Here is a 22884-nt window from a genome sequence, read left to right as displayed (position 1 = left end):
TATTTATTATCTAGTCTTAATTTACAAATATATAATTTTGAATGCTAAAAATACAATCCCTAATTATTTTTTAATTCTATTTTAATTAGTGGAAAAAGTGTCTAACCCCTGTAAACATCATTGGAATACCGTGCTCATTTGCAGCTTCTACGCTATCCTGATCTTTTACACTTCCACCCGGCTGAATAATCGCCTTAATACCTTCCTGAGCGCAGAAATCTACCACATCACGGAAAGGGAAAAACGCATCTGAAGCCAATACCAAATCTCCGGAGAATTTTTCTTTTGCTCTTTCGATTGCCTGCTGTGTAGCCCAGATTCTGTTTACCTGTCCGCCACCGATACCGAATGCCTGAATTCCGTTGGAAACTACAATAGCATTTGATTTCACATATTTTACCACTCTCTGAGAGAAAAGTAATGCTTTTTTCTGCTCTTCCGTAGGCTGTACTTCTGTAACCACTTTGATATCGTCAGAGAAGTAAGTATCATTATCCTGAACCAGAATACCACCGTCTACCTTCACCCAGGTCTGCTTGTCAGAAACAGGGTTTACAATTTTGATGATTCTTAAGTTCTTCTTTTTTCTTAAAATTTCAAGAGCTTCTTCGTCGAATTCAGGAGCCATCACGATCTCAAGGAAAGTTTTGTTTAATTCTTCCGCTGTTGCAGCATCAATTTTATAGTTCATTGCAACAATTCCGCCAAAGATAGAAACCGGGTCACATTCAAATGTTTTCTGATAAGTCTCCAATGCTGAAGTTCCGATAGCAACTCCACAAGGGGTAGAGTGTTTTACGGCACAACAAGCCATTTCTTCTTTGAATTCAGTAACTACTTTCCAGCAAAGGTCCATATCACGAAGATTGTTGAAAGAAAGTTCTTTACCACCAAGCTGTTCAAAGTCTTTCATTGCTCCATTCTCGAAAGTAGAAACATAGTAAGCTGCTGTCTGGTGAGGGTTTTCTCCGTATCTTAGGTCAGCAACTTTTTTGTAAGAAGCATTTAAGTAGGTAGGATATTCTTCATCTAAAAGCATTCTTGAAATGGCCGCATCATAAGCAGAAGTAAGGTTGAATACCTTTCCTGCAAGCTTTTTACGGGTTTCAATGTACGTGTCTCCGTTTTGCTCCATTTCAATTTTCACTGCTGCATAATCTTCTACATCAGTAATTACCGTTACAGAATCAAAGTTTTTCGCTGCAGAACGAAGCATTGACGGACCACCGATATCGATAAATTCTACCTTTTCATGTAAAGAAATGTCTTTGTTCACATTTTCAAAGAAAGGGTAAAGGTTTACGATCACCATATCAATCAGACCAATTCCGTGTTCCTGAACGGTTTTCATGTGCTCTTCGTTGTTACGAACAGCCAGCAATCCTCCGTGAACTTTCGGGTGTAAAGTTTTCACTCTTCCGTCCAGCATTTCAGGGAAATTGGTTACCTCATCAATCTGAATAGGATTTAAACCAGCGTCTTTCAAATGTTTGAACGTTCCTCCTGTGGAGATCAACTCATAATTCTGAGCTTCCAAAAACTGTGCGAATTCTACTAATCCACTTTTGTCAGAAACACTGATTAAAACTCTCTTTTTACTCATTTTACTTTCAATTTTTTACTTTTTACAGCTATTTCAAACTGTATCCGGGTCTTTCACCTCCGGATTTACTTTTATTTACTTAGATTTTTCTGTTTCCCTGTCAAAAAAATTTTTGACATTACTTATTCCCCAAAACTTTATTGATCGCTATCGGGAATATTTCATATTCAATCTGGTGAACCTTCTGAGCCAATGTTTCCGGAGTATCTTCAGCGGTTACTTCAAAAGATTTCTGAAGTATGGCTTCTCCCTCATCAATGCCCGGCGTTACAAAATGTACAGTGGCTCCACTCTCTACTTCTTTAGCTTCTATTACTGCATTATGAACGTTCATTCCCCACATTCCTTTTCCTCCGAATTTCGGAAGCAAAGCAGGATGAATATTGATTATTTTACCATTCCAGTTTTCACAGAATTCAGATTTTAAAATGGATAAAAATCCTGCCAATACGATAAGATCAGTATTTTCCGGGATTACTTTAGCCAATTCACTGCTGAAATTCTTTCCTCTTGGAATCAGTATGTTTTCTATATTATGATTCTTTGCTCTTTCCAATCCGAAACATTCTCTGTCTGCCACTACCAAAGATACTTTTGCATTCTGGATTTCCCCAGTGTCAATGGTATCAATGATTCTCTGCAGATTGGTTCCTGAACCGGATACGAGTACAACGATGTTCTTCATTTTTATTTTATTAGCCTTGCCAAGGTTTAAAACCTTGACAAGGCTTTGAATGTTATTAACTAGCCCCGATTGAAGCGGCATCCTTTTTTTGAAATGGCTTTGTAAAAAAGCATTGGCGAAAAAGATACAGCGGAAAGCGGGATTAAGCTTCTAAAATTTTAAATTGATTTTCTCTGCTCCTTCAGTGATTTCTCCGATTTCGTAAGCATCATCCAAAAGGTGCAATACTTTTTCAGCATGTTCAGCATCTACAACGATTACCATCCCAACACCCATATTGAATGTTCCGTGCATTTCTTCACGTTTCACCCCACCTCTCTTTTCAAGCTCAAGCATCACGCTAGGAATTCTGATTTTTGATTCGTCAATAGAAGCACAAAGTCCTTCAGGAATGATTCTTGGAACGTTTTCGTAAAGACCACCTCCTGTAATGTGAGCAATTCCGCTTACTTTTACTTCTTCCAGTACTTTATGAATATCTTTATAGTATAGTCTTGTAGGCACTAAAAGGGTTTCATATAATGGTTTTCCTTCAAACTCTTCTTCAAAATTCGGGAATACTTTTCTTACTAATGAGAATCCGTTCGAGTGGAATCCTGAGCTTGGTAATGCAATAATTTTGTTACCTGCCTTGATCGTAGAACCGTCAATGATCTGATCTTTTTCTACAATTCCCACACAGAATCCTGCAACATCATAATCTCCAGGCTGGTACATTCCCGGCATTTCTGCAGTCTCTCCACCAATCAATGCACAGTTGTTATCTTTACAGGCAGCCACCATTCCTAAAACAATTTCTGCTGCGATTTCTGAATCAAGCTTTCCGCAAGCGAGATAATCAAGGAAAAATAAAGGTTTTGCTCCGTGGCAAAGGATATCATTGGCACACATTGCGAAACAATCTACACCAATGGAGTCATATTTTTTAGTATCTAAAGCTACTTTCAGCTTTGTTCCTACTCCATCTGTTCCTGATACAAGAACCGGATTTTTGTATCCACCGATCTCATAGAAAGCACCAAAACTTCCCAAGTGATTCAGTACATTGGAATTGTGGGTTTCACCGACCGCTTTTTTGATCTTGTCAACCGTTTTGTATCCTTCTTCTTTGTCTACTCCTGCTGATTTGTAAGTGTTGCTCATGTCTGCTTAGATTTTTAGATATCAGATTTCAGATTTCATACTATTTAGTAACTGCTTCTGGAGTCTTATTATCTTTTAATATTTCAATTACTTTTATACTCAATTTTAGAAAACAAAAAAGCCGACAATCTTTTCAGATTATCGGCCGTTATTTTATCTCAGAATTTCAGAGCCCACAACTTTCCCTTTATGAGAAAAACATTGTTTATAGGAGGTCTGAATTTTCATCTCTTTTCTTTTTGCAAAAATAGTAATTTTAAATGAATATTCAAATTCTATTTTTCAAGGATAGTTTCAATAGCCGCAATCTTCTTGATCTTTTCTTTTAACTCATTGATTTTCTCTTCATTAGAAATCTTTTGAGTTGCTTTATCAAAATTATCATTAAAGAAAGGCAGTGAAAAAGTTTCCACCACATTTCCTCCGTGAAAAGGAAAACGCTTTGATGCAGCTTCTAAAACACCTGCTCCACCTCTACCTCCCGGAGATGTAGACATCAATAGCATTGGTACTTCGTTCCAAACCGTTCTGTCTTTGATTCTTGATACCCAGTCGAACACATTTTTAAATGCTGTAGAATAGGTTCCGTTGTGTTCTGCCAAAGCCACCAATAGTACATTGGCACCATCAATTTTGGCAGCAAAGTCATGAGCTTCCTGAGGAACACCGCCAGCCAATTCTCTTTCATGCTTATAGATTGGCATTTCGAAAGGATTCAGATCTACTACTTCTACTTCTGCATTTTCAAATAATGTTGATGCGTATGCAACCAACTGCTTGTTCATTGAAACGTCTGAGTTACTTCCTGCTATTGCTAAAATTTTCATAGGTGAGATTTATTTTTTAAGATTACAAATTTAGTCTTTTATTTAAGATAAGACGGCAGTTCCATTGGGACTTCCATTAATAATACTTCAGTGTCTTCTACTGCTTCAATATTAAAACTCTGGGTATCCCAGATTCCCAATCCATCTCTTTCATTCAAAACACGGTCACCGATTTTTGCACTTCCTTTTAAAACAAATGCATAGACTCCGTTCCCTTTTTTGTTGAGCATATAATTTTTGCCGTTTCCTTTTGTAAAGTTGGCAATATTAAACCATGCATCCTGGTGAATCCAAACTCCTTCATCATTTTTATCAGGAGATAAAATCTGTTGAAAACCATTGATCTTTTCACCTTCCTTAATGCTTTTCTGGTCATATCTGGGTTCAACATCCAGTTCTCTTGGGAAAACCCAGATCTGAAGGAATTTTACCTCTTCATCTTTATTTTTATTGTATTCACTGTGTTTCACACCCGTTCCGGCGCTCATCACTTGGATTTCTCCCTTTCTGATTACTGCTGTAGTTCCCATTGAATCTTTGTGTTCAAGATCTCCTTCCAAAGGAATGGATATAATTTCCATATCTCTGTGTGGATGTGTTCCGAAACCCATTCCCTGAGAAACGGTATCATCGTTCAATACTCTCAGAACACCAAAGTTGGTTCTGTCCCTGTTTTGATAGTTGGCAAAACTGAATGTATGGTAAGAATTTAACCATCCGTGATTGGCATGGCCTCTTGAATCTGCTTTATGATATACTGTTTTCATTTCTGTGATTATTTATGATACAAATGTACGGTATGGGTTGATTAAAAAAGTTGATGTAGGGTAAGAAAGGAAATTTATGATCAAAAGAAGTTGGAAAACGCTAAGGCGCAAGGGGTTTTATTCTATATGTTTTAAGACGCGACGGTTTTATCTGCGATAAAATTTATGCTGTATATTTTTCTTCCAAAGATTGACGGATTGAATCAATTCTATGAATAGGCTCAAACATCTATGTTACCCGTGAAAATCTGTGGGAGCCTATTACATTCTGAATGTCAAAAAAACCGATAAGATAAGTATATGAAGGATAGATTTTAAGTTTTGGCTAAAGCCAATTGATGAAGATATAAAAAGAAGACGGGCTAAAGCCCGTCCCTATTGAATTATTTTTTAAAAAGATTTGTAGTATAGTCTGTATTATAAGTTCTTGTTTCTATATTGAGTTTATTTAAAAGCATTTCGGCTTCAAGTCTTATATTTTTCCATGTTTCATGCTGGTCTAAGAAATCCCAATCCCATATTTCTACAGGAATATCATCTACATTTTTTTTAAATTGCAGTAAATCCTCTTTGAATGATTCATTAATCCGTTTATTTCTAAAAACAGTTTCAAATAAAACAGGAATGAATGCATAATCAAGCTCTTCGTACAATTCCGCCAATGGATCTATTAAAATGGGTGCCGTTTCATCTAATTGATCTACATTATAGGTATAAAGAATCAATGAGTTGATGATATTTGTATAATAGAAATCTACGTGTTTATCGTATTAAAGTAACTCTTCTTCAGTAAATCCGACATCTAAGTTTTCAGTAATATTTTCATTTTCTGGCTCATCCTTTTGTTTTGTAGTCGAAAAAAAATTATTAAAAAAATTAAGCTTCATGATAAATAATTTTGCTTTTCCCTTATTAACAAAATAATAAATTTCGGCTAAAGCCCATTGATGAATACTAAAAAGAAAGCAGGCTAAAGCCCGCTCCTATTGATATTTGAATTAAACCTTTATTTATTGATAACCCTTCGACAGGCTCAGGGTGACAACCCGAATCCCAACCGAAATTTTTAAGCAGTGTCAGGCTGAGCCTGTCGAAGCTAGAATTACCAAAAGGAATAGGTCAATAAAATTATTTATTTTTAAAAATGTACTTGCTTGATCTCCTCTTCAATTTCTTTAGGAGTTTCATCTTCAGATTTAACAAAAATCATAGTTACTACAGCTCCTATCAGCATACAAACACCTCCAACAACAACATAATCCATCGCCTGTTTTCCGAAAATACCACTTACTACCGGACCTCCGAATAAACCATTGATGATCTGCGGAATGACAATAAAGAAATTGAAAATCCCCATATAGACCCCCATTTTTCTCTGTGGAATCACCTCAATAAGCATAGCATAAGGCATTGCCAGAATACTTGCCCAGGCAAACCCTAAACCGATCATTGAGATCCATAAATTGTTGACATCTCTAATAAAATACATTGAAACAAGACCCAAACCTCCACACAGCAAAGCTAATGCATGGGTCTGTTTTTTACCAATAAGTTTAGCAATAGGTGTCAACAGAAAGGCAAACGGAATCGCCCAAAGATTGTACATTCCGAAAAGTTTTCCGGTAAGATCACCCGCATCATTAAATGCTTTGGAGTGGGTATCTTCCGGGGAAAGTCCAAAATGATGGGTTGCCAGCGCACTGGTAGTAAATACCCACATGGTAAATAAGGCAAACCATGAAAAGAACTGAACAATTCCCAGCTTCTTCATCTGTGTAGGAATTGCTGCAAAATCTTTGAAAATATCTGAAAACTTAGATTCCTGTTTTTCTACTTCCTTTCCATCTTCAAAATCAGCGAATTCCTGCGGAGAATATTCTCTGGTTGTCATTATGGTATACAAAATTGAGATGATAAGCAATCCGGCACCAATATAAAAGGAGTAAATCACATTATCTGCTACAAATCCTGCCGGGGCTTCGTTGGAAATCCCCATTTTCGTTAACCAATCCGGCAGATAAGAGCCCAATACAGCTCCAATTCCAATCAGGATTGTCTGCACCGAAAATCCTATTGTCCCCTGATGTTTGGGAAGCATATCTCCTACCAAAGCCCGGAAAGGTTCCATTGCGATATTCACCGAAGCATCCATCATCGCGAGAAATATCACTGCTAACAGAAGAGCATTGGCGGCAAACATCTGGGTAACAGATGCAGCATTCGGAAGAAGTACCAGCCCTATAGCGCACAAAACAGCTCCAATTAAAAAGTAAGGTTTTCTTCTTCCCAACGGACTCCAGGTATTGTCTCCCATATGCCCGATAATAGGCTGAACAATGAGTCCTGTAACGGGAGCAACGAGCCAGAACCAGGATAATTCATGAACATCAGCTCCTAAATTACCCAGAATACGGCTTGCATTTCCATTTTGTAACCCGAATGCCATTTGAATTCCAAGGAATCCCATACTCATATTAATAATCTGGAGCATGGATAAATTTGGCTTTTCTCTTCGTCCAAATGGTCCCGAATTATATCTCCCCACCATTTCTGCCATTATGATTTCAGTTTTTGGATTAATGCATCTTCAATAGGTGCTTTTTCTACCACCACTTTATCTACCACCTCATTGGGAACTGTTACAGAAAGAACGTATTGTTTTACCTTCCAGCTTCCGTTGATTTTTTCTACCACTCCGGAACCTCTGCATATTTTCATCTGCGTATCCAATAGTTCATCGAACCACGCCAGTTTTCCATCTTTACTGAAGTAAATATTTCGTTTAAGAGCTTTAAAATTCCAGGTTTTTTTCTTGTCAAAATGAGGTTTAGCCCATACCATGAATTCTTTTTTATTCCATATTTCGGTAGCATCTGTTCCAATGAAGGTAGATTCGTCTGCAAAGAGGTTAAAATACCCAGCGTAATCCGCCTTTGCAGCCGCTACATTGAATGCATCAAGCATTGTACTGATTTCCGTTTTTTCTTTTTCAAATGGAGTTTTTGACTGAGCGTTGAATAAAGAAAATCCCAGTACAAAAAGGATTAAGGTATAAGCAGTCGTTAGTTTTTTCATATGTATTAAAATTATTTTTCAAGTTCAATGATGAATGGTGTTTTTGCAGGGATATTCATACTGTTTTGTAATGAAATTTCTTTTCCTGAAATTACTTCTTTTCCTTTTGTAAATCCATTAAGTGATTCCGCAAATCGTTTCAAGTCTAACGTCTGATCTTTTTCATTATTGTTGATGATGACCATTACACTTTCTTTTTCATTGTATCGGAAATACACAAAAACACTATCCTGAGGAACGAAATTTTTAGTTTTCCCATTATGAATCACGTCTTTGTCTTTTCTCCAGTTTAATAATTTTTGAGTAAACCGGAAAAATTTTTTCTGTTCCTGAGTCTGAGCAGACGGATTGAAGGCATTTTGTTTATCAGAGCTCCAACCCCCGGGAAAGTCTCTTCGGATATCTCCATCTCCTCTTTTCTTCTTGTTTCCGCGCATTCCTATTTCTGATCCATAATATATCTGTGGGGTTCCTCTTACTGTTGAAATCAGGGTGAGTGCCATTTTATAAGCATTAGGATTGGCATTAAAAATCTCATTCCATCTTTCGGTATCGTGATTTTCAAAGAAAACCAAAAGATTTTTAAGATCCGAATATAGAAAATCACTGGTAAAAGAATCATAAATACGGATCATACCTTTGTCCCAGCTTTCTTTTTCTTTAAGAGCTTTAGGCATATTTTCAAACAGCATAAAATCCATTACCGAGGGTAGGTTTGAATTGTATCCTTCTATTTCTCCAATTTTGGAATCTTTCTGCCAGGCGGCAATTTGTGCGGCTGTATACAACCACGTTTCCCCTACAATATTGAATTTCGGATATTCATCAGTGATTGCTTTGACCCATTTTGCCATTGCTTCTTTATCATTGTATGGATAGGTATCTACACGAATACCTCCTAACCCTGCATATTCAATCCACCAGATTGCATTTTGGGTCAGATATTTTAAAACTAACGGATTTTTCTGGTTGATATCGGGCATTGATTTATCAAACCATCCATCCAGTGCATATTTTTTATCAATTTCAGAAGTATTGGTGTCAAACTGCGTTGTCGTTTTATAATTGGAACGTTTAAAACCATTTTCTCCTTCCTCAAACCAGTGAATCCAGTCTTTTGAAGGAAGATCTTTGATCATCCAGTGCGAGCTTCCCCAGTGATTGGTCACATAATCCATCACCAGTTTCATATTTCTTTTGTTCAATTCTTTGGATAAATTCTTATAGTCTTCGTTGGAGCCATAGCGGGCATCAATTTTATACAGGTCAGTTTGAGCATATCCATGATATGAATCAGCTTTTTCATTATTTTCATTTACGGGAGTAAGCCATACAGTTGTTACCCCAAGATTCTGAAGATAATCTAGATTGTTAACGATCCCATGAAGGTCTCCGCCATGTCTTCCCCTGGGTAGACTACGATTTGCTTTTTCCGTAAGGTTGGGCATTGAATCATTCTTCTCATCACCATTGGCAAAACGATCAGGCATAATAAGATACATAAAGTCTTTAGATGTAAAAGATTCCCGATTGGCGGAACCGGATTCTCTCTGCTTCAGTTCATAAGTATAAGAATCGATATTTTTTTTATCTTTTTTTATATTGATGGTAAATTTTGGAACACCAATTTCATTGGTATTGACTGTAATAAAAACGTAATTCGGATTATCAACTTTCCGGATGTCTTTGATCTGTATTCCATCTGAAAGTACAATCTCGTTATGGGCAATGTCTTTTCCGTACACAAGAATCTGAAGTTCGGGGTTTTTCATTCCTTTCCACCAGAAAGCCGGCTCTATCCTTTCCAACACTTTTTGGGAAAAGGCGGCAGAAGCTATTGAAAGGGCTAATGCTGCAAATATTGTCTTCATATTAGTGTTCAATTTAGCATTTAATTTTCATATAGACATTCAAAATATAGCAGAAAGTCCCTTTTCCCATCCTGATATCTATAATTTTTCAAAATTTAGCATTCATTTTTTTAACTTTTACATAAAAACTTAAATTTTTCATAAAAAATTCATCCTAAAAGTTAATTTATACCCCTTTTTATTTTTAGTTTTACAGAAAAAATGTTTGATTTCAGTAGTATGTTCCACGCTGAGGGGCCAGATGTTGTTTACACATGGACTATTCCTGTGTTTGCTGTAATTATTTTTGCAGAAATGGCCTACAGCCACTTCAATAAAGAGAAGATTTATGAGACTAAAGATGTAGCAACCAATGTTCTTTTTGCTTTGCTCAACTATGGATTAGACATCATCATGAAAGGCTTCTCTTTGTTTGTCATGATGTTTTTTTATCATCACCGCATTTTCGACTGGCAAGAAGGAATCTTGTATTGGATTGCTGTATTCCTTGCTCAGGATTTCGCTTATTATGTTCATCATTATGTAGATCATCACTCACGTGTCTTCTGGGCTGTGCATATTACGCATCATAATTCTGATTATTTCAACATCAGTACAGGATTCAGAAGTCCTGTATTTCAGCCTTTGTACAGGTATTTGTTTTTCTCCCCGTTAGCATTCATGGGCTTTCATCCATGGCATATTCTGGTTGCGTATTCTGCGATACAGATTTATGGCACTTTTGTTCATACGCAATCTATTAAAAGCATGGGATTTTTAGAATACATTCTGGTTACTCCTTCTCATCACAGAGTACATCATGCGTGCAATATCAAATATCTAGACCGTAATATGGGAATGGGACTGATTATCTGGGATAAAATTTTTGGAACTTTTGAAAAAGAAGATCCTGAAGTTCCTGTGAAATATGGCATCTATCCTAAGATGGAGTCTAAAGATCCGGCAACTACTCTATTCTATGAATGGCGAAGAATAGGAAAAGATATCAGACAGCCGGGACTTTCTTTCAAGGACCGTATAAAGTATCTTTTCTATTCACCGGGATGGAGACATGATGGTACCGGAAAAACGGTAAAGCAGTATCAAAAGGAGTACAAGCATAAAGAAAAGCTAAAAAATGAAAGTACATCCTTAAAGGAACAGACAACCGATACTGAATATCAATATTCACAACTGAACCAACAGGCAGGAGATAAATAATCTGTAAAAAATACCCCGGAACATTAAAAAATCAATGAACCGGGGCACCTTAGTGTATCTTTAAATTATTTTACTGGCTTGATAGAAATTGCGAAACCGCCGCTTCTTGCCATCTTAAAATTAATTTTTGATTTTCCTGTAATCTCTTTCTTATAGATATTATAGCTTTGAGGATTATCAATATAATCAGCATCTTTTCCATCTTCATAGATCGTTGCTTCATATTTTTTTCCTTTATCCAGGAACGAGAAGTCTACGGTATACTCACGTTTGTTTTCATCGGTAATACCACCTACAAACCAGTTTTCAGTACCTTTCGCTTTTCTTGCTGTGATCACATAATCACCAGGCTCAGCGGATAAAATCTTTGTATCATCCCAATCTGCCGCTACATCTTTTATAAACTGGAATGCATCCATATGTTTTTTGTAGTTTTCAGGAAGGTCTGCAGCCATCTGAAGCGGCATGTACATCGTCACATAAAGGGCAAGCTGTTTTACCAGCGTAGTTTTTACAAAACGATTATCTCCAGGGAAATAATAGTCTAGCTTCGTCTGGAAAATTCCCGGGGTATAATCCATAGAACCTCCCATCCATCTTGTGAACGGAAGAACCGTCTGGTGATCAGGTTTATTTCCTCCGAATGCTTCATACTCTGTTCCACGTGCTGCTTCTGCAGATATGTAGTTCGGATATGTACGGCTTTCTCCTGTAGGACGTACAGATTCATGAGAATTGACCATGATTTTATAGTCATTTGCTTTTTCTGCAATTCTATAGAAGTGGTTAATTGTCCATTGAGAATAATGGTGTTCTCCTCTAGGAATGATATCTCCCACATATCCGGTTTTCACAGCGTCATATCCATATTTGTTCATCGTCTGGAATGCTTTATCCGCCCATCTTTCATAGTTCGTTGCAGAACCTGAAGTTTCATGGTGCATGATCAGTTTAATTCCTTTTGAGTGCGCATATTCATTCAACATTTTGATATCAAAATCCGGGTAAGGTGTGATGAAATCAAAAACAAATTCTTTAGAGTGTCCAAACCAGTCTTCCCAACCAATATTCCACCCTTCAATCAATAATCCCTGGAAACCGTTTTCTGCAGCAAAGTCAATATATTCTTTAACTTTTGTATTGTTGGCTGCGTGTTTTCCGTTTGGAGTTAATTTGGCGAAATCAGTTTTACCTAAATGTACATTTTCCGCTGTGGAATACGCCCATTGTGATTTCCCGATAATCATTTCCCACCAAACTCCCATATATTTTGTAGGGTGAATGTAAGAAGTATCAGTATATTTTGTAGGCTCATTAAGGTTAAAGATCATTTTAGAATCCATTACCTGCTCTGCTTTCGGAGCTACAATAATTGTTCTCCAAGGCGTTACTGACGGTGTCTGAATATATCCTTTCGCTCCTTGTCTGTCAGCAGTCAAATGCGTTTTAAACTTATAGTTCTGAGCATCTACTTCCAGATGGGAAGCCGGATAATCTAATACGGCAGCTTCGGCAACATTGATATACAAAGGCTCTTTTCCTTCTTTTTTAAGCATTAAAGGAGACTGAACTGCATTTTTCACCAATGACTGGGAAGTGTTTGCATCGTACGCTTTATCCCATTTTGCCGGAATTTCAGAAACTTTTGTTTCCTGATACTGGTATTCCTGAGAATCATAATCTGCAACCATCCACCATGCCTTCATATCGGTAGGGAAATCAATTTCAGAGTCTTCTTCTCTGATCACGAAATAATTCAGATTCTTTTGCTGAGGAAATTCATATCGGAATCCTAAACCATCATTGAACAATCTGAATTTTACCACAATACTTCTGTCTGTAGAAGCCTGATTCAGGGTAACTGCCAGTTCGTTATAATTATTGATATAATTTTTCTTTTCTCCTAAAACCGGTTGCCAGGTTTCATTTTTAGAGTCTCTTTTTTCATATGTCTTTGCAAAACCGCTGTTCAGGTCGTATTTTGCATCTTCTGATTTGGCTATCTCAGAAGCGAATTTTATGGCTGTGTCTTTAAATAATCGCAATCCCAATTTAGAATCTTCAACTACTACTGCACCGTTGTACTTCAGGTTATAGTAAGGTACTCCTTCTTTCAACTGGAAATTCATTTCAAATTTTCCATCCGGAGATTTTAAAGATTGGGCTTTCACACCTGTAAACATCATTGAGAGCAAAAGCGCTCCAACTGTAATTTTCTTCATAATGACTATTTATTAACTTTAAAAATAAATAAAGTGCTGTGGTAAAGCAGCACTTTGCTTTATTTTATTTTAGTTTAGTTTGATTTACAATTTCGTAATGGTTAGCTTGTAATAGGCTGAATTATGTAAATCCAGCTCAATTTTATAATTACCTGCCTGTGACACTTTATATGCCGGGTCTCCTGTAACAGTTCCTTCTGAACTTAAATAGGATTGAACACCTGTTCCTGAAACCAAAGTCTGATCCGCATCTTTTGGTTGGAACTTTATTGCCCAATCATCATTCGCTCTGAATTTAAATACTCCTGTATTAGATAAGGCAATAGAATTGATGACATACGTTTTGGTTGCCGGATTGTATACAAAGTCCGTATCTGATCCCCATCCTGTAGGTGTTGCATCACCAATAACTCCGAAGTTGGCTAACACAGCAGAATAAGTATTTGCTGCCCAGTCTACTTTCATGTAATAGGTTCCCGCAGCAGCTGGAACTATGTCTGACCCATCAACTTTTAGTTTTCCTGTATTGGTTCCATCATCTCCTTTATTGCCCGGCCAATCCTGATTGATTGCAAATTTGTATTTCCCATTATCACCTGAAGCATCTTTAATAAAGATAAATCCTCTGTACTTATCATTTTTCTCAGGAGAAAACAGATTTGGTGAATTGGCTGGAGTCCAGTTGGCATAACCAGCTGCTCCTGCGTAGGCTCCAGGTACATTGATCTTAGGATATACCAAGTCAGGATTTGGAGTATAAGGCGTTACTTTAAGTGCAATTACATTGGAATAAAAGGCAGCTGATCCTACCGAAGTTTTCAATCTAACTTCAATATCATTGACTGCATCCGGTACAGCCCCGATATTAAACATTGCAGCGTTCATAGCTGCATGAGTTACAGAACCTGAAGTCATATCATTAGAAAAATCAATAACAGCACTTTTTTTGAAGCCATCACCTTTGATTCCGAATTCTACTTTCTGATTGGGAACTACCGCAATATTAAATGTTGGTTTTGTCCATGTAAACGTAATGATCGCATCATTGGCATTAAGCTCATTAAGAACTATTGCACTTTTATCAGCGGATATTTTACCTGCAGCCGTTTCATTAATAACCGCCTGATCCTCATCTTTTTCACAGGAAAAAACTATAAGACCTGTAAAAACCAGGGCTAATATTTTGAATAAATTTTTCATTTTTAACAGGATTTAAAATTAATACCCAGGATTCTGAATCAGATTAGGATTTGCTACGATATCTTTAGCAGGAATCGGGAAAAGATTTCTGTAGCTCTCTACAGCTTTACCATCTTTTACATTCCCTTTCCATGGCCATAGATAATCTCCTGTAGTAAACTTGTTGAAACGGATAAGATCACTTCTTCTGGTCATTTCCCAGGATAACTCTCTTGCTCTTTCGTCCAAAATAAAGTTAAGATTGATCGAAGATACATTTCCACTTGTATTTCCATAAGCACGCTCTCTCAATTGATTGATATAACCAATTGCAGTTGCCTGATTCCCACCTGTGCCTCCTCTTAAAACAGCTTCTGAGTACATCAGATAAATATCAGCTAAACGGTATAACGGGATATCAGCTTCAACCCAGTTGGTATGAGCTCCAACAGATCCGTTACTTTTCACATTTTTAAATTTGATAAATGCATAACCATCTGTGAATGAACCCAAATCATTAATTTCTAAGTTTTGCCCTGCAGTAAAGAATCTTCCTCTTTTATCACTTCCATTAGTAGGGAATAAGCCTACAAATGCTTTTGTAGTTCTTAAACCACTCCATCCACCATTCACTCCAAAATCAGCAGCTTTCATATCACCACCTATGGCAGCATGAACAAGGAAAGTAGTTCCACCATTGGTCTGTGTATTAATTCCGTCAAAGTTTACACTTAAAATCTGCTCCGGGTTATTGATATTATTATCCGCCAGGAATAAATCATCATATTTTGGTTTTAAAGAATAGCCAGCTGCAATTACTTTGTTACAGTATGTGATACAATCTGTATTTCTCTGTGTTCCGGTATATACTTCTGCATTCAAATATAATTTTGCCAATAATGACCATACAGCTGCTTTATCTGCCCTTCCGTATTCATTGGTTTTAGGGTCTTTTAATTCTCCTGCGATCGCAAGCAATTCAGACTCTATATAATTGAACAATGCTTTTCTTTCTATTCTTTGTGGTGGATTGATAGATCCAGGCAAATAGGATTCATCTACAAAAGGAACATTCCCAAACATATCGATCGCATGGTAATACGACTGTGCTCTCAGGAAGCGAGCTTCTGCTCTCATCAATTTCGCCTGAGTAAGATTATCTCCTGTAATATTATTGGAAGCTAATTTTTCATCCGTTACATTTCTAAGAAATTCATTACAAAAAGCAATTTCTGTGTATACTCTGTAGTACATCGCAGCGATGAACTCGTTGGAAGCATCCCAGGTCATTTTGTGAAGCGTATGAAGATTACCATCATTCCATCCAATAACGGCTTCATCCGTGGTTACTACATTCAAATTATACATCAATCTGGTATATTGAGAGAATCCACCGTTGATACCATTAATATCACTATCCGGCTGATCACCATCTCCGCTTACCTGACCTCCCATGGCAAGTCCTCCGTAAAGTTTAGCCAGTACGTTTTTGTAATTGGCAAAATCTTTATAAATACTGGCTGAAGTAACGTCTGTGATAGGTTCTCTTTCAAGATCTTTCACACAAGAAGTTGCTGTCAATAAAAATACTACTGAAAGAGGCAATACTATATTTTTAAGTTTAATTCTATTTAGTTTCATTGAATTCTTATTTAAAATTGGAAGTTAAAACCTAAAGAATAAATCTTAGGCATTTGGTAGTAACCATTATCTATTCCACCGAAAACTTCAGGATCTACTCCTGAATATTTAGTGATCACAAAAACATTCTGCGCCATTGCATATACTTTCAGATTACTTCCTTTAGTGAAGATTTCTCCGAAATTGTATCCTACATTGATATTATCCAGTCTCAGGAATGAAGCATTCTCAACATAAATATCAGATTTGTATTGAGGAACGGCAAACTTATACTGAGGTGCCGTGGTGAATACATTCTGAAGATATTCGTTGGTAGATGCAGATTGTAAGGAACTATTGGAAGCAGCATTGTTATAAACGTAGTTTCCTAACACAGCTCTTGCACTTAATGCAAAATCCCAGTTCTTATGAGATACTTTGGTAGAGAAACCTAAAATTGCATCTGGTGTTGTAGATTTATAATAGTACATATCTTTTGTATTGATTACTCCATCTCCGTTTCTGTCTACAAAGGCTCCATCAACAGGTTTCCCATTAGTATCATATACCTGCTGGTATACCCAGAATGAATTAGGTGCATATCCTACTGCATGAGCCTGGATTCTGTTTCCTGAACCACCTTCAATACCTCCTACTTCCATGTTAAATGATTCATCAGCTCTGTCTTTAAGCTTAGTAATGACCGGCTTGTAATGAGTAGCATTAAAGCTTACTTCCCAGGTAGTATTCTGGTTTTTAACAGGAATTACTGTAATACTTCCTTCAATTCCCTCATTTTTCATATCTCCTACATTCTGCCAGCTGGCATTACTTAAGCCTCCTGCAGGTTCATCTGCGTACACAAGAAGATCTTTGGTATCTTTTCTGAAGACATCTATAGATCCTGTGATTCTGTTTTTATTAAAACCAAAATCTAATCCTAAGTTCTTCGTAGTAGTCGTTTCCCAGGTAAGATTCGGATTATAATTAGCAGGTCTGAACATAAAATAGAATTCATTTCCGAACTGATATCCTGCTCCGGGATAACTAGGATTATAGGCTGCAAATGCCGGGTAATTATTAGGCTTATTACCATTGATTCCCAGCGCCGGCAATTCCTGCTGACCTGTTTTACCCCATCCTGCTCTTAATTTCAAAGTACTGATAGCAGATATATTTTTAATGAAACTCTCTTCATTAAGTTTCCATGCTAATGAAACTCCCGGGAAAACTCCCCATACATTATCTCTCGTTCCGTTAAAGAATCTTGAAGAACCATCTTTACGAACTGATCCTGAAATAATATATTTATTAGCTATTGTAAAAATAGCTCTTCCATAGAAGGAAATCAGAGTATTTTGTGTTTTAAAATCCAAATCAGGAGGTAGTGTCGTACCATTTCCTCTATAGGTTATTGCTCCGGGGATTGAAATGTTAAAATCCTGATAGGAATAACCTGCTGTAATATCAACACCAGTATTAATCGCACTGATATTTTTCACATAATTAAAGTAAGTTTCCAAAAGCTTGTTTTTCTTTTCCATAGAATAGAAATTTGAACTTCCTTTATCTTCAAAACCTGGTCTCAAACGAGCATCTTTAAACTTGTGTCCATCACTCTTTGTATAATCGTATCCAGCGTTCACATTGAAATGCAAGTCCGGAAGAAAGTGAAACTTATAATCTAACTGAATATTTCCCAATCCTCTTAGAACAGAAGACACATCTCTTACACCATTGATCATCCCAAGTGGATTGGAATTGGCATTTACATTATATCCTGTTGCAGATCCGGAATCCAGCCATTCATAATAACCACCATAATTAGAGTTTCCTGAATATACAGGTTGAGTAGGATCAAAATAGGTAGCTGCCTTGATAACTCCCCCATCTACAAATCTGTTATCTGTAAATGTTCCTTTTGCATTCACATTCACTGATAAATGATTATCAAAGAATTTAGGGTTTAAGTTCAATCCTACAGAGGTTCTGCGGAAAGAATTTGATTTTACAATCCCGTTCTGCTCATTATAACCTAATGATAAACGATATGGCAAGCCTTTAATACCTCCTGAAAGGGCAACGTTATTATCTGTTCCCCATGCCGCCTGATAGATCTGATCCTGCCAGTCGGTATTGGCATTCCCAAGTTTGGTTTTGTAACCTGCAGGCGCATAAGTATTAACAAAATCTCTGAATTCCTGAGCATTTAATACGTCTACTTTCCCCATTTTAGTAGAAACAGAAGTTACCGTTGAAAAATTCACTTTGAACTTTCCTGCTGTTCCTTTCTTAGTTGTAATAAGAATAACACCATTGGAAGCTCTGTTACCATAGATAGCAGTAGCTGAAGCATCTTTAAGAATATCAAATGTTTCAATATCATTAGGGTTAATTAATGATAAAGGGTCAGAAACACCATTCATTCCTACAAAGTCCTGAGGAACTCCATCAATTACAATCAAAGGAGAATTTTCACCACTTAAAGAAGATGTCCCCCTGATCCTTATTTTTGTTCCTGAACCTGGGGCTCCACTGTTATTGGTAATCTGTACCCCTGGTGTTTTTCCTTGGATCAGCTGTCCGGCAGAAGTTGCTCCTCCGTTGAAGTCTTTTGCCGTAACAGAAGTTATAGAACCGGTAAGATCAGATTTTTTCTGCTTTCCATACCCGATTAATACAACCTCATCAATTTTCTTCTCCTGAGGAACAGAGTCTTTAGTCTGCGCATGCATTATTGTGCTGGCCAATAAAAAAGCAGGCGCAATTTTCAATACTGTTGTAAAATTATTCACAATCATATTTTTTTATAGTTTCGTTTTTTCAGTCTTAATTTGGCTTGTAGCCAGACTCGCAATTTAAAAAAAAAATAGAATTATCATAATTTTAATATAATTTTAGTTAAAATTATGTATATTACGAAACCGATTTTAGTTAGTTTTTTAGATTTCAATAATTTGCGACGTCTTATGCATTGCATAATATTTGGATTAATTTAATATTTAGTTAAACAACTGTTTAACTTAAATTCATATTCAACCTTAAAAAAACTGCATTCTACATCATAATAACACCATCAATAGCGGTATTCAACAGATATTCCTTATCTTTGCAGTTAAAACTTTACTATAAATGTCAAACAGAAAGATGATTACGGCAGCTTTGCCTTATGCAAACGGCCCGGTTCATATAGGACATTTGGCAGGTGTTTATATTCCTGCGGATGTTTACGCAAGATTTCAGAGAAGATTAGGAAAAGATGTAGCGTTTATCTGTGGTTCAGATGAGCACGGAATTCCTATTACCATAAGAGCTAAAAAAGAAGGAGTTACTCCTCAGGATATTGTTGACAAATATCACGGGATCATAAAAAAATCTTTTGCTGATCTGGGAATTTCATTTGATGAATATTCAAGAACAACGTCTAAAAAGCATTATGAAACCAGCCAGGATTTCTTCAAGGTTTTATACGAAAAAGGAAAATTCACAGAAGAAGTTTCTGAGCAGTATTTTGATGAGCAGGCAGGAGAATTCCTTGCTGACCGCTATATTGTAGGTACATGTCCTAATTGTGGTAACGAAAATGCTTATGGTGACCAGTGTGAGAAATGTGGTTCTACCCTTTCTCCTTCTGAGCTGATCAATCCGAAATCAATGCTTAGCGGAAATGTTCCTATCCTTAAAGAAACAAAAAACTGGTATCTGCCATTAAACGAATACGAAGACTTTTTAAACGAATGGATCATTGAAGGCCATAAAGACGACTGGAAACCTAATGTATACGGACAGGTTAAATCATGGTTGAATGACGGCCTTAAGCCTCGTGCCATGACCAGAGACCTGAACTGGGGTGTTCCGGTTCCCCTTCCGAATGCTGAAGGAAAAGTTTTGTATGTTTGGTTTGATGCTCCAATCGGGTATATTTCTTTCACCAAAGAATGGGCTGAGAAGAACGGAAAAGACTGGAAAGATTACTGGCAGAGCGAAAACAGTGACCTTGTACACTTTATCGGAAAGGATAATATTGTATTCCACTGTATTATTTTCCCGGCCATGATGAAAGCTCACGGAGATTATATTATGCCTAAAAATGTTCCTGCTTTTGAATTCCTGAACCTTGAGAACGATAAGATCTCAACGTCAAGAAATTGGGCGGTATGGGCTCATGAATATGTAGAAGACTTCCCTGGACAACAGGATGTTTTAAGATATGCTCTTCTTTCATCGGCTCCGGAAACAAAAGATAATAACTTTACATGGAAGGATTTCCAGACTAAGAATAATTCTGAGTTGGTAGGTATCTTCGGAAACTTCATCAACAGAGTTGCAGTTCTTATTCATAAATATTACGATGGAGTTGTTCCACAAGGAGATATAAACAGCCCTGAACTGAATGAAATAAGTAAGTCTGCAAAAGAAATTTCCGGATTCCTTGAAAATTATGAGTTCAGAAATTCGTTAACAGCATTAATGAATCTCGCCCGTTTTGGAAACCAGTATCTTCAGACTGAAGAGCCTTGGAAAACGATTAAAGATAATCCTGAAAAAGCGGCTCAATCTTTATTCGTTGGAGCACAAATAGCTGTTGCATTAGCTCAGTTATGTGAACCTTTTATGCCTTTCAGCTCTGAAAAGCTATTGAACATGTTCAACGTTGAGAAGAAAGACTGGAATGCGATTGAAAACCAATCAGTATTAATTGAAACAGGTCATAAAATCAATGAATCATCCCTTCTTTTCTCAAAAATTGAAGACGATGTCATTGAAGCTCAAATCCAAAAGCTGGAAAACACAAAACAAAACAATAAAAAGACAAACCCTAACGCAAACCCTATGAAAGAAGAGATCACGTTTGATGACTTTACTAAAATAGACCTTAGAACAGCAACCATTACAGAAGCTGAAAAAGTAGAAAAAGCAGATAAATTACTAAAGCTTACTGTAGATACAGGAGTAGATGTAAGAACTGTTGTTTCCGGGATTGCAGAGAGTTTCACTCCTGAAGAAGTAATCGGTAAGCAGGTAATGATCTTATTAAACCTTGCTCCAAGAAAAATCAGAGGAATTGAATCTCAGGGAATGTTATTATTAACAACAAAACCAGACGGAAAATTATCTTTCGTAACACCGGACGACAGCAATGTTGAAAACGGGATTGAGATCGGATAATTAACCTTATTATAAAGATCACAGGCTGTTTCACTAGAAGCAGCCTTTCTTTTATATACAGCTTATGGTCAATAAAAATGTTTTAAGAAAGCTTTCCAATCAGGAATTAGAGGGATATTTAAAAGAAGGCAACCGCTTTGTTCCGGAAGCCGTTCAGGCAGCTTTTGAAATTCTGGAAGAAAGAGGACGTGTTTTTAGTGAACAGGAAAAGGAAACTGTTCAGCAATTGATTCAGCGTAAACAAGAAGCTGAAGAAGCAAAATTTACAGAAGAACGTGAAATTTGGAAAGATCATATTACTGAAGATACGAATGCTATTAAACTTTTTCCGAGAGACCTTATTTTACTTGTTGGAGGACTTTTGGGAACTATTCCAGGAGCTTTATTGTTAGGACTGAATTTTATTAAGCTTAAAAAGCATGGAGCAGCAATTCTAACATTTATTTTCGGAATTGTCTTTTTGCCTATTCAGAATTTTTTAGTTCCTCTCATATATAAGGAAAGTACACAAGGTTTTTTTACTTATAGAAAAAGTCCGGAATTTTTCATGGCTGCTGTAGGTGCTTTAATTTTACTGGTATTCTGGGTTTTGTTTACACCAAAAAAGCTACCCTATAGAGCAGCTCCGTATATCTTGCCAGGTATTATTAGTCTGATAATGTTAGCAATTATCATCAGTTACCCCGAATGGTTTTCTGGTTATCTCTTAGTAAGCTTCGCTAAATAACAATCTTCATCTCTCAACACTCTTTCTATTTTGAAACCATTATTTGTGGCAGCATTTTTTAACGTATTAAAATCAAGATACAACCATGTAATCGGTTCTTCGGATTCCCCTTTATAATGCACTACATATTCCAGTTCTCCGTAATATCCTCCCGCAGGAATATACACTCCTCCATCTTTATCGCGGTCAAACATATAAAGGATGTCTGTACTGTCGATCAAAACTTGTCCTCCTTTATTTAGTAAAGAGTATAATTTCTGAAGGTAGGTATCAATTTTCGCAAGGCTTTCAAAAACACCGGTACCGTTCATCAATAATAAAACCGTATCAAAAGTCTCTCCGGAAAAGTCAAGCATATTTTTACAAACTGCTTTTTTAATGCCTCTCAGCTGGCAGACTTCAACAGATTTGGGTGAAATATCCAATGCGGTTACCTCAAGATTTCTTTCATTCTGAAGATATAAAGAATGAGAACCTGCTCCAGCTCCGATATCCAGAACTTTTCCTTCGGATAATTCCAGTGCTTTCTGCTCAATATCATTCATGTCTTCAAAATCTCGGAATAAATATTCTACCGGAAGTTCATCCAGCTCAGAAATTGATGTTTCAGTCTGCAGATCCTCCGGATTTTCATTGTGGTAATAATCCCAGATCGCTCTGCCCATTAAATCTTTCATAAGTACAAAGATAAGTTTTCGGGGTGCAAAGTTCAAAATTTTTTAGTACGGGTAACGAATTAGTTTTATTACGGATTGAATCAAAGATTCATATTTAAAATCCGGTTTTCCAATGAGTA

17 protein-coding genes are annotated in these 22884 nt (G+C 36.8%); 3 read left to right on the top strand and 14 right to left on the bottom strand.

The window, feature by feature from the left end; translation table 11 throughout:
- Positions 1-85 precede the first annotated feature (85 nt).
- The 9 genes from purH to DYR29_RS00105 all read right to left on the bottom strand — a co-directional run bounded on the left by purH (position 86) and on the right by DYR29_RS00105 (position 9971).
- On the bottom strand, positions 86-1603 hold the full coding sequence (gene purH / locus DYR29_RS00145; protein ID WP_213278681.1) for a bifunctional phosphoribosylaminoimidazolecarboxamide formyltransferase/IMP cyclohydrolase: 1518 nt from the start codon (positions 1601-1603) through the stop codon (positions 86-88).
- A gap of 118 nt (positions 1604-1721) precedes the next feature.
- Positions 1722-2288, bottom strand: coding sequence for a phosphoribosylglycinamide formyltransferase (gene purN / locus DYR29_RS00140; RefSeq protein ID WP_047423808.1), 567 nt, complete (start codon positions 2286-2288; stop codon positions 1722-1724).
- Between the two features lie 150 nt (positions 2289-2438).
- On the bottom strand, positions 2439-3431 hold the full coding sequence (gene purM, locus DYR29_RS00135) for a phosphoribosylformylglycinamidine cyclo-ligase (protein WP_047423380.1): 993 nt from the start codon (positions 3429-3431) through the stop codon (positions 2439-2441).
- A 275-nt stretch (positions 3432-3706) separates the two neighbouring features.
- Entirely contained in the window at positions 3707-4258 is a 552-nt protein-coding gene (locus tag DYR29_RS00130; RefSeq protein WP_047423382.1) for an NADPH-dependent FMN reductase, read from the bottom strand.
- Between the two features lie 38 nt (positions 4259-4296).
- Positions 4297-5025, bottom strand: a complete 729-nt coding sequence (locus DYR29_RS00125) for a pirin family protein (protein WP_213278680.1) — start codon at positions 5023-5025, stop codon at positions 4297-4299.
- A gap of 383 nt (positions 5026-5408) precedes the next feature.
- The gene (locus DYR29_RS00120) at positions 5409-5750 is read right to left on the bottom strand and encodes a hypothetical protein (protein ID WP_213278679.1); all 342 of its coding nucleotides are present in this window, start codon (positions 5748-5750) and stop codon (positions 5409-5411) included.
- A 413-nt stretch (positions 5751-6163) separates the two neighbouring features.
- Positions 6164-7582: an MFS transporter gene (locus DYR29_RS00115; RefSeq protein ID WP_213278678.1), complete on the bottom strand. Its 1419-nt coding sequence runs from the start codon at positions 7580-7582 to the stop codon at positions 6164-6166.
- Positions 7582-8100, bottom strand: a complete 519-nt coding sequence (locus DYR29_RS00110) for a nuclear transport factor 2 family protein (protein WP_213278677.1) — start codon at positions 8098-8100, stop codon at positions 7582-7584. Before DYR29_RS00110 ends, DYR29_RS00115 begins: the two co-directional genes overlap by 1 nt.
- 11 nt (positions 8101-8111) lie before the next feature.
- On the bottom strand, positions 8112-9971 hold the full coding sequence (locus DYR29_RS00105; RefSeq protein WP_213278676.1) for a glycoside hydrolase family 13 protein: 1860 nt from the start codon (positions 9969-9971) through the stop codon (positions 8112-8114).
- A 201-nt stretch (positions 9972-10172) separates the two neighbouring features.
- Between DYR29_RS00105 and DYR29_RS00100 the strand changes: the two genes are divergently transcribed.
- Positions 10173-11171: a sterol desaturase family protein gene (locus DYR29_RS00100; RefSeq protein ID WP_213278675.1), complete on the top strand. Its 999-nt coding sequence runs from the start codon at positions 10173-10175 to the stop codon at positions 11169-11171.
- 65 nt (positions 11172-11236) lie between these two features.
- Here DYR29_RS00100 and DYR29_RS00095 read toward each other — a convergent pair whose 3' ends face one another.
- From DYR29_RS00095 to DYR29_RS00080, 4 genes are all read right to left on the bottom strand, one after another.
- Entirely contained in the window at positions 11237-13393 is a 2157-nt protein-coding gene (locus DYR29_RS00095) for a glycoside hydrolase family 97 protein (RefSeq protein ID WP_213278674.1), read from the bottom strand.
- 84 nt (positions 13394-13477) lie between these two features.
- Complete coding sequence (locus DYR29_RS00090; protein ID WP_213278673.1) at positions 13478-14593, bottom strand: SusE domain-containing protein; 1116 nt, start codon at positions 14591-14593, stop codon at positions 13478-13480.
- Between the two features lie 18 nt (positions 14594-14611).
- Positions 14612-16213 carry a RagB/SusD family nutrient uptake outer membrane protein gene (locus DYR29_RS00085; protein ID WP_213278672.1) on the bottom strand — a complete coding sequence of 534 codons (1602 nt, stop codon included), beginning with the start codon at positions 16211-16213 and terminating at the stop codon, positions 14612-14614.
- An 11-nt stretch (positions 16214-16224) separates the two neighbouring features.
- Entirely contained in the window at positions 16225-18987 is a 2763-nt protein-coding gene (locus DYR29_RS00080) for a SusC/RagA family TonB-linked outer membrane protein (protein ID WP_213278671.1), read from the bottom strand.
- 337 nt (positions 18988-19324) lie between these two features.
- Between DYR29_RS00080 and metG the strand changes: the two genes are divergently transcribed.
- Both metG and DYR29_RS00070 read left to right on the top strand, forming a co-directional pair.
- A complete protein-coding gene (gene metG / locus DYR29_RS00075) occupies positions 19325-21361 on the top strand; it encodes a methionine--tRNA ligase (protein ID WP_213278670.1) in 2037 nt (678 codons plus the stop codon).
- Between the two features lie 64 nt (positions 21362-21425).
- On the top strand, positions 21426-22088 hold the full coding sequence (locus DYR29_RS00070) for a hypothetical protein (RefSeq protein WP_213278669.1): 663 nt from the start codon (positions 21426-21428) through the stop codon (positions 22086-22088).
- Here the strand turns inward: DYR29_RS00070 and DYR29_RS00065 are convergent.
- The gene (locus DYR29_RS00065; RefSeq protein WP_213278668.1) at positions 22061-22765 is read right to left on the bottom strand and encodes a class I SAM-dependent methyltransferase; all 705 of its coding nucleotides are present in this window, start codon (positions 22763-22765) and stop codon (positions 22061-22063) included. The two genes, DYR29_RS00070 and DYR29_RS00065, sit on opposite strands and share 28 nt — an antisense overlap.
- Positions 22766-22884 lie beyond the last annotated feature (119 nt).

Origin of the sequence: Chryseobacterium indologenes (assembly GCF_018362995.1) — a bacterium.
Classification (GTDB): Bacteria; Bacteroidota; Bacteroidia; order Flavobacteriales; family Weeksellaceae; genus Chryseobacterium; species Chryseobacterium indologenes_G.
Note: the sequence above shows the minus strand (reverse complement) of the source record. Positions and strands in the feature narration are given on the sequence as shown.